General features: G+C 35.9%; 11 protein-coding genes. 6 read left to right on the top strand and 5 right to left on the bottom strand.

Annotation, left to right across the window (positions count from 1 at the left end):
- Nucleotides 1-99: 99 nt before the first annotated feature.
- Nucleotides 100-591, bottom strand: a complete 492-nt coding sequence (locus NF867_RS16725) for a YajQ family cyclic di-GMP-binding protein (protein WP_252589543.1) — start codon at nt 589-591, stop codon at nt 100-102.
- A gap of 103 nt (nt 592-694) precedes the next feature.
- Here NF867_RS16725 and NF867_RS16720 point away from each other — a divergent pair, with 103 nt between their 5' ends.
- The 3 genes from NF867_RS16720 to NF867_RS16710 all read left to right on the top strand — a co-directional run bounded on the left by NF867_RS16720 (nt 695) and on the right by NF867_RS16710 (nt 4381).
- Nucleotides 695-1207 carry a hypothetical protein gene (locus NF867_RS16720; protein WP_252589542.1) on the top strand — a complete coding sequence of 171 codons (513 nt, stop codon included), beginning with the start codon at nt 695-697 and terminating at the stop codon, nt 1205-1207.
- A 156-nt stretch (nt 1208-1363) separates the two neighbouring features.
- On the top strand, nt 1364-3451 hold the full coding sequence (gene ppk1, locus NF867_RS16715; protein WP_252589541.1) for a polyphosphate kinase 1: 2088 nt from the start codon (nt 1364-1366) through the stop codon (nt 3449-3451).
- Between the two features lie 12 nt (nt 3452-3463).
- Complete coding sequence (locus NF867_RS16710; RefSeq protein ID WP_252589540.1) at nt 3464-4381, top strand: Ppx/GppA phosphatase family protein; 918 nt, start codon at nt 3464-3466, stop codon at nt 4379-4381.
- 33 nt (nt 4382-4414) lie between these two features.
- Here the strand turns inward: NF867_RS16710 and NF867_RS16705 are convergent, their stop codons facing one another.
- Entirely contained in the window at nt 4415-4720 is a 306-nt protein-coding gene (locus NF867_RS16705) for a hypothetical protein (protein WP_252589539.1), read from the bottom strand.
- Between the two features lie 182 nt (nt 4721-4902).
- On the opposite strand from NF867_RS16705, the gene NF867_RS16700 reads away from it, so the two are divergent.
- The 3 genes from NF867_RS16700 (at nt 4903) to NF867_RS16690 (ending at nt 6999) form a co-directional block, all read left to right on the top strand.
- Nucleotides 4903-5289 (top strand): hypothetical protein, encoded by a 387-nt coding sequence (locus NF867_RS16700; RefSeq protein WP_252589538.1) that lies wholly within the window; start codon nt 4903-4905, stop codon nt 5287-5289.
- A 146-nt stretch (nt 5290-5435) separates the two neighbouring features.
- Nucleotides 5436-6587, top strand: coding sequence for a BamA/TamA family outer membrane protein (locus NF867_RS16695; protein WP_252589537.1), 1152 nt, complete (start codon nt 5436-5438; stop codon nt 6585-6587).
- A 31-nt stretch (nt 6588-6618) separates the two neighbouring features.
- Complete coding sequence (locus NF867_RS16690; protein WP_252589536.1) at nt 6619-6999, top strand: DUF1398 family protein; 381 nt, start codon at nt 6619-6621, stop codon at nt 6997-6999.
- On the opposite strand, the gene NF867_RS16685 is transcribed toward NF867_RS16690, so the two are convergent.
- The 3 genes from NF867_RS16685 to NF867_RS16675 form a co-directional block, all read right to left on the bottom strand.
- On the bottom strand, nt 6996-8636 hold the full coding sequence (locus NF867_RS16685; RefSeq protein ID WP_252589535.1) for a L,D-transpeptidase family protein: 1641 nt from the start codon (nt 8634-8636) through the stop codon (nt 6996-6998). The two genes, NF867_RS16690 and NF867_RS16685, sit on opposite strands and share 4 nt — an antisense overlap.
- A gap of 71 nt (nt 8637-8707) precedes the next feature.
- A complete protein-coding gene (locus NF867_RS16680; protein ID WP_252589534.1) occupies nt 8708-10663 on the bottom strand; it encodes a hypothetical protein in 1956 nt (651 codons plus the stop codon).
- Between the two features lie 5 nt (nt 10664-10668).
- Nucleotides 10669-12570 (bottom strand): DUF3857 domain-containing protein, encoded by a 1902-nt coding sequence (locus NF867_RS16675; protein ID WP_252589533.1) that lies wholly within the window; start codon nt 12568-12570, stop codon nt 10669-10671.
- Nucleotides 12571-12575 lie beyond the last annotated feature (5 nt).

The following is a 12575-nucleotide window of genomic DNA, read 5'->3' as shown; positions in this document are numbered from 1 at the left end:
AAAGTCATTAATCAGCTTTTACAAGCAGTTAGAAAATTTAAAGTAAAGTGCTAATAAGGAAGGGGTAGAGGGTTGAGTAGAAAATAAAACATGAAGGCACTATGCCCTCATGTTTATATATTGTAAAGGTTGATCTAAGTTAGCTCCACGAACCAAAGAAATAACGGCTTGTAAATCGTCAATTTTTTTACCTTGAACACGAACTTGTTCATCCATAATCGACGCCTGTACTTTTAAGCCACTGTCTTTAATTGCTTTGATGATCTTTTTTGCCAGTTCTTTATCAATGCCTTCTTTTACTTTAATATCTTTTCTAAGCATATTGCCCGAAGCGTAATGATCATCACCAAAATCAAGGCAATTTGCATCTAAATGTTGTTTAACCATTCGGCCAATAATCACATCTTGAATAGCCTTCATGCGCATATCATTTTCCGTAAGAATTCTAATGGTGTTGGTTTTCTTATCAAGGTCAATTTCCGTTTTAGAGTCATGAAAATCGTAACGATTAATAATTTCCTTTTTGGCATTGTTTATGGCGTTGTCTAAAGTTTGACCATCAACTTTGCTTACTATATCAAATGAAGGCATAGGTTTAAGCTTTTAATAAAAATTATTTAATATAAAATTATTTGAATACTAAGTAATTGTAAATAACTTTAAGAAGTATGATTTAGCTTCACATTTATAAACTATGACTCCATCTAACAAAGACGCTAAAAAAACTTCAAAAAAAATACTTGAAGCAAATATAGCGTTAAAAATTAAAGAAGCCTTAAAAGACATCGAACACGGAGACTCAAAGAAAGTTGCCAAAACTATTCAGGAAGCAAGTAAAAAACTTGCCCGTCGAATTTTAAAAGCGAGCCAGGAAGTGGACAGGGAATTGAAAAAAAGGGTGGTTACTAAGCCTGTTGCAACTCCACCAAAAGTGTCTAAAACCAGAGCTACCAAAGTGGTGGCAAGGGTGAAAAAAGTGGTAGCTAAAGTAGAAGGAACAGCAAGTAACGCTTTGGAAAAACCCTTAATTACAAGCGCCGCACTTCCACCTGTTAAACAATTAAAGGTCACTAGTCCTAAAACAAATACAAGGGGAGCCCGGATAAATTCCAAAAGTGCAAAAGCTCCGCAAAAAAATGCACCTAAAGTTGCCGGTAAACCAAGGCGATCAAATACAGAAGGGGATGAAGAATTGGGACATTCATAATGTTATGTAAATAAGATTATTGACCCGGTTAATAATTATTTAACAATAACTTAATTCAAAAAATAGTCTCATTTGTTTCAATGAGACTATTTTTATTTTTTATTAAACCCATCATAATTTGCACTGATAACTGTCTTTTTTGAGCAGAAATAATATATGACAAGTAAGAAATTGCCATTGATAAATAGGGAGATAAGTTGGTTGGCTTTTAATGACCGCGTTTTGCAGGAAGCCTGTGACCCAACCGTTCCTCTTATTGAACGTATTAAGTTCCTGGCAATTTTTTCTTCAAATCTCGATGAGTTTTTCAGGGTAAGAGTGGCTACTGTTAGCCGGTTTACAAAACTTAAAAATGCTGCCCGTTTTAACATGGGGTTTAACCCAACACGTATCCTTGCTGAAATACAGGAAATAGTAAAAAAACAGCAGGTTCGTTTTGATAGTATTTACAACAACATCATCTTGCCTCAACTTGCAGAAGAGAAAATATTCATTATTAATGATTTGCAGTTGAATGTATCTCGAGGGCAGTTTGTAAGAACTTATTTCAGGGAAAAGCTTCTTTCGACCTTGGTACCGATAATGCTCGATGGTTTAACTGAATTTCCGGAACTCAAAGATGAATCAATTTATTTGCTGGTTCAACTTTCAAAATCGAGTGGAAATAATAAACCTAAACGCGCCCTAATTGAAATTCCAACAAATACCCATTCTCGCTTTTTGATTCTGCCCGAAACCAATGATTTAAAATACGTTATTCTTTTGGATGATGTGATCAGGTATTGTTTGGATGAATTGTTTTCTATTTTCAAATACGATGATTTCAGTGCCTACAGTATCAAATTAACGAGAGATGCCGAAATGGATCTTGATAATGATATGACCCTGAGTATTGTTGATAATATTTCAAAAAGCATCAAACTAAGGAAAAAAGGAAGTCCTGTTCGTTTTATTTACGACTCAGATATGCCTGATGAACTCTTGGCTTATTTGGTACGCAAGATTGGATTGAAGCCCACCAGTTTAATTCCGGGTGGACATTATCATAATTTTAAGGACTTCATGTCATTGCCTAATGTTGGTAGAAAAGAGCTGGAATATCCTCGATTGGATCCTTTGCCAATCCCAGAAGTTCTATTGGGTCAAAGCATTATAAATGAAATTTCGAAGCGAAATCTGTTAGTAAGTCTGCCTTATCAAAGTTTTGACTATGTAATTCATTTTTTGAGAGAAGCAGCCATTGATCCAAAGGTAATCTCAATAAAAATCACTTTATATCGCCTAGCTCAAAACTCACGGATAATAAATGCCTTAATAAACGCCGCTAAAAACGGTAAACACGTATTAGTTCTTCTTGAGTTAAAGGCTCGTTTCGATGAAGAAAATAACATTTACTGGACACAACGTTTAGAGGAGGAAGGTATTAAAGTATTGTTCGGAATTTCTCAGTTAAAAGTTCACTCGAAAATATGTTTGGTTACCCGTAAAGAAGGTAATAGGCTTGTTCATTATGGTAATCTTGCTACCGGAAACTTTAACGAGAAAACCGCTAATATCTACGCCGACCATAGCTATTTTACTGCCGACGCGACCATAACCAAAGACATGGACAATTTGTTTAATGATTTGGAAAAAGGATTGTTGATCTCAAGCTACAAATGCTTGTTGGTTGCTCCATTAGAAATGCGCAAAAAAATTACCCGGTTCATTGATCGCGAAATTGCCAATGCTAAAAAAGGGATTAAAAGCTACATGATTTTGAAGATGAATAGTTTGAATGATGAGCGAATGGTTTATAAGCTTTATGAAGCGAGTAAAGCAGGAGTTGAAATTAAGCTGATTGTACGAGGAATCTGTTGTTTGGTGCCTGGTGTAAAAGGCTTGAGTGAAAATATTGAAATAATTAGCATCGTTGACCGATACCTTGAACATGCCAGAGTATTTATCTTTGCGAATAACGGAAAAGAACAAATTTATCTTTCGTCTGCTGATTTAATGAACAGGAACCTTGACAACAGGGTGGAGGTGGCTTTTCCGATTTTAGATAAAGAGAGTAAGAATATTATCAAATCAATTATTCAAATTCAGTTATCTGATAACACCAAAGCTCGAATTATTGATAAAGAACAAAGAAATACCTACAAGGAAAAGGTGAACGAGGAAGACCCAAACATACGGTCGCAAATTCAAACATATAATTTTTTAAAAAGCAGGTTGAAGAAAACCAAACAAATAAACCTTTAAAATTAAACTATCTTGAAATACGCTGCTATTGACATTGGATCAAATGCCGTAAGGCTACTAATTGCCGACATTGTGGAGATCAATGAGGAAATTAGTTTTAAAAAGAACACGCTTATTCGTGTGCCTTTACGTTTGGGGGATGACGCTTTTTTAGATAAGCAGATATCTGAACGGAAAGTCAATGATTTGTTGAAATCTATGTCAGCTTTTAGAAATTTGATGGATGTTTATAAAGTGCAGGATTATATGGCTTGTGCAACATCTGCCATGCGTGAAGCTGAAAATGGAGCGGTGGTAGTAGAACGCGTGGCAAACGAGGCAGGGATAAACTTCGATATTGTAGACGGTAAAAGAGAAGCTAATATCATTTATTCGAGTCATATTGAAAAGTACCTTGATTCACGAAGAACCTACTTGTACATTGATGTAGGAGGAGGTAGTACAGAAGTTTCAGTATTTTCAAATGGTATTCTGATCGATTCAAACTCATTTAACATCGGTACCATCCGTATGCTTGATAACCAGGATTCTGAAGAAACCTGGAGGGAATTGAAAAACTGGATCAAAGAGAACACTAAAAACTACAAAACGATCTTTGGCATTGGTACGGGCGGAAATATCAATAAGATATTTAAGATATCAGGAGAGAAGATGGGGACTCCTTTAACGTTTACCAAATTAAAGGCTATGTATGATTATTTGAATTCGTTTTCACTAAAAGATCGTATAAACGTTTTAGGCTTGAAAGAAGATCGGGCTGATGTAATTATACCTGCTTCAGAGATATTTTTAACGCTAATGCGCTGGGCTGGTGCCAAACAGCTTTATGTTCCTAAAGTTGGATTGGTGGATGGAATTATTCATTTGCTAATTGAGAAGAATTTCCCCAGAGCAGTTTCTATTTCGGAGCATAAAGAAGCATCGATATAATAAGAAACGCCTCGAATAATCGGGGCGTTCTTGTTATTTATTCTCTTCAAAAATGGTAAATATCTCTCGTTTACCACTTCGGCATAGGGGGACAAATTTTGCATACCAGCTTTTCCATTCCATTGAACCCATATCTGTTTGCATTGCACTTTCAAACTGCGTCAAACTTTCGAAGGTGATCTCAAAAATCATGGTGTAAGAGTCTCCCACGGCATCAAATAAAACACGGTAAGGATGTTTCTGAGCAGAAGTATTGATCATTCTGCCTTCTTTCCATAGCTCTTTAGCTTCTTTGGCTTTGCCAAATTTTAGCTGAAAAATGTTTCTGACAACTATCATAAACTGCAGTAATTAAATTGGTTGATAATTAAATTTAATTAAATTTTCATTGAATAAAGTTGTTTAATACAATGTATTTCAGTTGATTAATTCGTTTTTACGTGCTGAGAATTCATAAATTGTTTTAATGAAAGGCATATTATTTGCCTCATGAAATAATCATTTATAAAAAATAGATAACCATGAAAAAACGCCTCTACCTGGTAATAACAATTGTTATTTTCAGCTTTGTAACTAATTCATGCAGCGACGACGATGCTGATACTCAATCATGCGATGTTTCAACGGAATCCTACACAACGCAAAGCAATGGTACCGTTACTTATACCGTTACTGCAAACTCAGGTTCAACAGTAACATCAATTACTTATGAAGGCACCAACGGTCCGGTTACTGTATCCAATCCGGGTGGAAATTTTAATCTATCTGTTAATGTTGAAGCAGGTACCACAATTAGCTTAAATGCCAAAGGAACTGCTGTTAAAGGACAAATAAGAGCTTACTTTACATTTACCGGAAACGGAGGAAACGAAGTAAGTGAAAAATTAAAGGTTTGCCCTGGTGAATAGCTACTGTTGCGCTGAAATGGTTGTTTTTCTAAATTTAAAATCTATTCATTCAACAATTTAATAGCCGATTATCACTCTTTATCATTTTGGTAAATAGTGAATTTTGAGTTAAATTAAATAGACTTTATTTAACGCTCAAAACTCCTATGTCTAAATTTTTATTTCTACTTATCTTCCTGTTTTTTTCTTTCATCACTACTTCTTTTGCACAGGAGAAGCCTTTGTCAAAAAAAGAGCAAAGAAAGCTAAAAAAAGCCCAAAAGGAACGAGAGGGAAAATTCATGATAACTCCACTAGCCGGCCCAGCTTATACGCCCGAACTTGGCTTTACCATAGCAGGAGGGGTTTTAACATCGTGGCGATTTGATAAAGTTGATACTACTCTGCAACGTTCTTCGGCTCCGTTTAATATAGGAGTGGGCTCTACCGGTTCTTTTTTCCTAGCAACCAGGGCAACGCTGTTTTTCAAGCATGATAAATACCGTTTGTACACTGATTTGTGGTTTAAAAATATGGAAGATAATTACTTTGGTATTGGCTACGATGCAGGCAGACATACACCCAAATCAGACACAACCACTAAATATACGCGAACATGGTTTCAGATTAACCCAAGGTTTTTATGGCAGTATAAAAAATCATTTTTTATAGGCCCAACGCTGGATGTTAACTACACCAAAGGCAAAGATCCAAGTAAGGGGGTTGCGGAGGATCCTGTTTATCAGCAATATAACGACAATCCTTTTAATACCGGTATGGGGGTGATTTTTCAACATGATACGCGCGATATTGCTGTAAACGCATGGAAAGGGATTTTTCTGGAGGCTCAAGCTGCTTTTTATGGTGGTTATTTAGGCGGGGATAATTCCTATCAGCTTTATTCTTTTGATGCGCGCAAGTATTATCCGATTGTAAAGAAAGGTCATACCCTGGCATTGCAATTAAAAGGCAGATTTGCAGTAGGAAATGTACCCTATGGGGAAATGTCGCAGTTAGGAACGCCCTTTGATTTACGCGGATATTTGTGGGGGCAGTATCGTGATAAGACTATGTTGTTTAGTATTGCCGAGTATCGTCACACCTTTTACAATAAGGAGAACAAGCCGTCTAAATATGGAGCTGTAGGATGGCTTGCCGTCGGTTCAATTGGTGAAGACCCATCCGAGTTTACCCATTGGTTACCTAATTTTGGAGTTGGTTTCCGTTTTGAAGTTCAACCTCGTATGAATCTAAGGTTAGATTATGGAATTGGTAAAGGATCCAGCGGATTCTATTTTAACTTTACCGAAGCTTTTTAGCGAAATATTGACCCAACTAAAACTGTTTACAATGAGTGTCCAAAATGCAATTACAGAAGCTTATCAGTCAGCAAAAAACTACCCTGATCTAGTGTTGAAATTAATTTCTGCAGGGGTTTTGTCATATACGGTTGATGTTGCAACCAGCTCGATTCTTTACCGTTTTGGCGATGGTGTAACACTTTTGCATGCCGGAGCTATTAAACCACGAACAATTACTGAAACCTTTAATAGCGAATTAACGATTCAGGCAATCAGAGACAATCAGCAAGGAAAAACAACTTACCCTGAATTTATGCAAGGAATCGCAAATGCCGGTGTTCGATTTTATGAGGCCACCCTAAATGGAACCAATAAGCGCGTTGATTATATTGGCTTTGGAGGAAATTACGAAGAAGCCATTCCTGTTTAGAGTGACTTTTTGTTATTTGTAAATAAACTTTCTTCCAGCCTTTTGTCCCTGTTATAAATATCTTTCCTGAAGTTTAATAAACCGTTATGGTCTACAAATGCAGTTAGGTAACCAATAAATACCGGAACCGGTTGTTTTAGAGTAACGTATTGTTCCTTTCCCGAATTCATAGCCGCTGTTATTTTAGCCTCGTTCCAGGTACTGTCATTTCGCAGTAAATAAATGGCCAAGTGTTTCGGTTCACCCACACGCACACATCCATGGCTAAATGCTCGTTGATCCTCATTAAATAAAGATTTTGAAGGTGTGTCGTGTAAATAAATATTAAATGAGTTGGGGAAAAGGAACTTAACAAGACCTAATGAGTTTGATGGACCTGGCAATTGACGAACAACTGGCAAATTTCCCTGGTAACCTGTAATCTCCATTTTATGTGTTTTTAAATAGTTACTGCTTCCTTTAATTCCCGGAAGGATCTCCTTGCGAACAATACTTGGAGGTACATTCCAATATGGACTAAAAACAATGTATTTTAAATCACCGTTGAAAATCACCGTTTGATTTAGGGCTTTTCCAACTACCACATTACAATCCCATTGCAGCGTGTCGGAGTGGAAAACATATAATTTAAAAGCTGGGATATTTACAATAATATGTGAGCCAGTTATTTTCTCTGGCACCCATCTGCTTCGTTCAATATTTACCAATAGTTGATTCAGCCGTTCTTTAGGAGAGATATTCAAAGCCGACATAAAGCCATTCCCAATTACTCCATCGTCATTTAACCCATGACGTACTTGAAACCTTTTAACAGCCAAACCCAATTCATCATCATAAAGGGCATTTTCATTATTACTTTTTATATCACCCAATAAGAAGAGTCGTTCACGTATTTTAACTATGTTTTCTGAAGAATCGCCAGGTTTAATGGCTTTGGTGGTTAGTTTAATAACACTCCAATTGTCTTTTTCTGCTAAATCCCGGTATCGCTTAACCTCTGATTTTAAAAGATCATATTGACGAAATACCGGATCCTTGCTTAGAAGTTTTGTATTGGGTTGAGCGATAATCTCTTCAAGATATTTTTGATAATCAAGTTTTTTTCGTGGAAGAAACCAATCCATTGATTTAATATCCTGATCGTTTACTGTTCCTCCCCAGGCAATTTTTGAAAATGCAAAGTAGCTACCTGTTAGCATGAGTTCGGTGGTAAGATCTTTTTTGCTGCCATTTAACACTTGAAAAAGCGTATCCAATTTTTCACTATATGGCACTTTTCCGGCCAGTCCCTCATCATCTAAATGTTGAATGCGACTGTTTAAGTTATTGGCCTGTTCAATTAAACCGTTTTTATCAAACCAAGCATAGGCAAATTTCCTGTTCCGGTAAAATTTATGGATATCTTCGGTATAGATGGCCAGATTTGGGTATTTGTTAATGAATTTGTCAATTTCACTACTATCGAACCTTATAACTGTTTGCTGGCTATAATTTCCCGGAATACTTTTATTCCATACCACCACATTCATTATACTGTCTTTAGGAATATTATTATTCTTTACCTTTTTACTGGCATCAACACAACTACTGTTAAAAGCAATAATCACTAATGAAATGATGAAATAGGTTTTTTTCATGCGCAGATTGAATAAAAAAAGCAGAACGTTGAACGTTCTGCTTGGTTAATATAGTTTTTTACTTGAAAAGATTAAATACCTTTTTCCAGAACTATAGAGATTTTATTGAAATCTGCTGAAGCGTTAATAATCTTGGCAAAATCAGCGTAGGCCGATTTTGGATAAAATATATTTGTGTAGTATTCATTGATATCGATCTTCAATACATTGTTTTCAAGTGTATATCCCGAAACAAAACCCATTGTTTTGTCTTCGTTTTTATATAGGATGTTAAATTTCAAAGCATCAAGACCTTTAATAGTATATCCTTTAGGAATGTTAATAGTGATGACACGATGATAGGAGTGAGGGAAAGGAATTTCAATTGGGTTTTGACGCGGTTTTTCGTTATACATTTCCACTTGCTGACCAATAAGTTCGCCTACCTTTAAAATTACTTTGTTCCCCGCTTTTTCAATTACACTTTTACTGGTTATATCGGCTGAAATGGTAAACGGTTTATTAATCTCATCAGAATTAATATTAAAGTTTTCGATTACCGTGTTTTTAATTTCGGCATCATTCACGGTATAAGCTTTAATAATATTGGTTAATAAAGCTTTACGGTCTTCATCATTTGATAAGAAATAAAAAGGACGAATTTCTGCTGCCGGTTGACCATCCAGTACACGTTTATAACTGCCTTTGATTTGCGAAAGGTTCTCCGAAAAATCTACGTTGAACCACATATCATCGTTATTGCCGTTAAGTGGAAGTTCTTCAATTTTCTTGGTTAGTGCAATTCCTGTTTTTTGTCCACCTAATGTTGAGGTTTTGATAAACAGAGCATCAGTTCCGCTAAATTCATCTGGTGCAGGACCAAAACGACTGGCAATATTATCCGGATGCACATACTTTTTTGAAACCGGCAGATAAAATAAAACCTCATTCAAGAAATTCCAGGTGTCAAAGTCTTTGTCAAATCTTTTCTCAAATCGATTTGAACATAATACCATTTGACTTGGGATATTTAAATAATCAAACAAGAAAAGATACAACTGATAAATATTATCCTTGTGGCCATATTTACGAGCAACAACATCTTTAATACGTGCTGCGTCAGTATTCTTTTGAATAGCAATATTGGTTTTTATATAATTCTCAATAATACGTACGGCTTCTTCTTCGGATTTATCTTTAAGACCCAGTTCCTTTACAAGTGCCGCGATTGTGCTTTGAGACTCCTCCTCACCGTCATGATAGATCTCATAAAAGCGTTTACCCGCTTGTGCCCAGGTAAATAAACGGTCTTCACTTTTGGCTTTATTATATGCAATTTTATACTCTGCTCTAATTAAATTGGCATCAGAAGCTGAATATTTCTCTGAATAGGCCTGCTCTACATTTTTAAGTTCAACTTTTATTGTTCTTGTTTTTGCCACTGTATCTGTAGTAGAGAGGAAAGGCTGGTTGGTGTTATAAATGTTACCTTCCCATATTAAATGATTAGGACTGATAATAGCTAATTGGTAATTACGAATAAAAGTATCGTCCTGAATATTTTCGGTTCCGAAAAAACGCAAATCTTGTTTGATACAATAGTAATATTCAAGTTCTCCACCTTCTTCAAGTCCTTCAATAGCCAAAATGCTAAACTGACGGCCTTCCTCTTCAATTTGTTTGATATGTTCTTTGCCCACTTCTTTTAGTTGCCCATTTTTGCCAATAGCAACTGCTTTAAGTGTTACAATTTGTTTATCATCTTCAATGGGGAGGTAAATGCGGTTAAACTGCTCAATGGCTGTATTTTCATTCAAATGCACTCTTCTCTTACGGAAGTAGAATTTGTACAAATTTTTATCTTCAAAAGCATATTCAATAACTACCTTTTCTGATAGAATGATTGCAGGTTCCTTGGCTTCCGTAGCGGTTATTGTACTTAGTTTATTTGAAATAGTACCTATTTCTTTCTCATATGCCATTTTTTGAGCATATGATTTCGTGATAATAAATAAAACTGCAATGACAGTCCAAATGACTTTTTTCATAGGTGCTAAATTTTCTTAAAGGTGATTAATTCGTTATATGACTCGTTCAACGCCGATATCATTTCGTTCCATTCCGTAAATTTCTCCGGCTTTAATAACAGGTAATCAGCATTAATATCGACTACCACTTTTATAGTTTCACCAACCACTGTATAGGTTATTGTAAAACCAAATAGGTCTTTCTTATAAGATGCATTATTAGGTAAATAGTTAAGCTTATAGCCTTTTGGGGTTTCGATAGTAAGTACCTGCTGCGTGATGAAATGATAATTCTCTTCATAATCCAGTTTTTTGTTTTCGATATCGATATTGGCTTTTATCAACCTTTTGTTTAAGCAAGGGTTGATCATAATCTCATCATCAATCTTACGAACATAGTCGTCAATTGAGTAGGTATAATCTATTGAAGCCGGAATATCTCTTTTATTAAAATCGACCGGCTTGACATTATCCAGTTTACATTTATTACTTCCCTTTGTACAAAGACTCTTTAAATAGCTTTCACGTTCTTTGTCGGTTGCCCGTGAATAATTGTTGAGGATGTCCGTTTTCCACAGTCCGCCAAAGACAATTTTACCTTTTCCGATCACACGATTTTGATCAATCTTCAAGCTAATGCTATCTTTTTCATAATTCACATTTCGATTTTCAACAGGCACCTGTGCAACTTCATATTGTTCAGGAGTAATCATTATAAGTGCTTCTTTGCCTTGTATTGCTTCTGCGGAAATTCCATAATCAAGCCATGTATTTGTTCCGTCGAGAAATTGCCATTTGTCATTGATCTTTACCGCCGATATCATGTGATTATCTGTACGCGGAGAAGGGTTTTCCTCATATCTGAACGGAATATCCCGTGTACCAATCCAGGTAGGGTGGGCTTTAATACCAGCAATGTTTAGCATAGTGGTAATGGTTCCGGCCATGTCTTTGCAATCGCCAAAACGCTTACTTACAACAGCGTTGGCTTCACGGGGAACAAAACCTCCTAATCCATCTTCAAACGCAATGTATTTCACATTGTCCTGAACCCAATAATAGATGCTTTTAATTTTATCGATCTCCGATTTTCCTTTCGTTAACGAATCAACCAGCGATTTTAGCTCAGTTCCAGGAGATTGATTTACATCTTTAATCATGCTTACATACCATTTATAAAGCTGATCTACATTTTTTAAAACATCCACTTTTAAATTGGAGTTTTGGTAAGAGTTGATCAATGTTAGTACTTGTGGTGCATAATATTGTAAGCTTGGCGCATCCGACTCATAAGGGATCTTTGGCAGGTCACTGCCTTTCCAAAAATATTGAGTTCTGTTGCGACTTTTCTTTTCAGTAAAATTAATAAGGGACTGATCGCCAAAGGTTTTATAAGTAAGTGCAATTTCGCTTGGAAATGAAACTGAATATTCGGCATTTAGAATCGGTACGTATTGTTTGAAGATAAAGCTGCCAAATAAATGAGGATCTTTTAATTTCTCTTTGTACGAATAAACACCAATAGCTCCTTTTTTTACACCCTCAAACATAAATTCCTTTTGTTTTTGATCATCAAAGAAAACGGAACTACTACGGTTATCAGTGGTCTTAATGTTTTTTACCTGAATCTTCTTGTATTGACCTGCTGCATCGGGAATAAGGCTGTATGCTTCCAAGTTGTTGATATCCTGAAAGTAAGCAGAATATCCAACAGAGTTTTCAGCAAGATTTGGCGCCTTATCACTCATGAACATTACTTCATAATAATGAGTGGCCTCGATTTCAAGTTTTCCTTTAACCACCTCCAGCGACACATATTCTTTTTTATTTAATACGATCAAATCTTCGCTGGGATATTTTCTTTTTAGATTTTCAAAATCTGTCCTCGATTGAGCGCGCAATAATCCTGCGTTTAGTAATAACGCCATCAAAA

The organism is Solitalea agri, assembly GCF_023914155.1.
GTDB lineage: Bacteria > Bacteroidota > Bacteroidia > Sphingobacteriales > Sphingobacteriaceae > Solitalea > Solitalea agri.
Note: the sequence above shows the minus strand (reverse complement) of the source record. Positions and strands in the feature narration are given on the sequence as shown.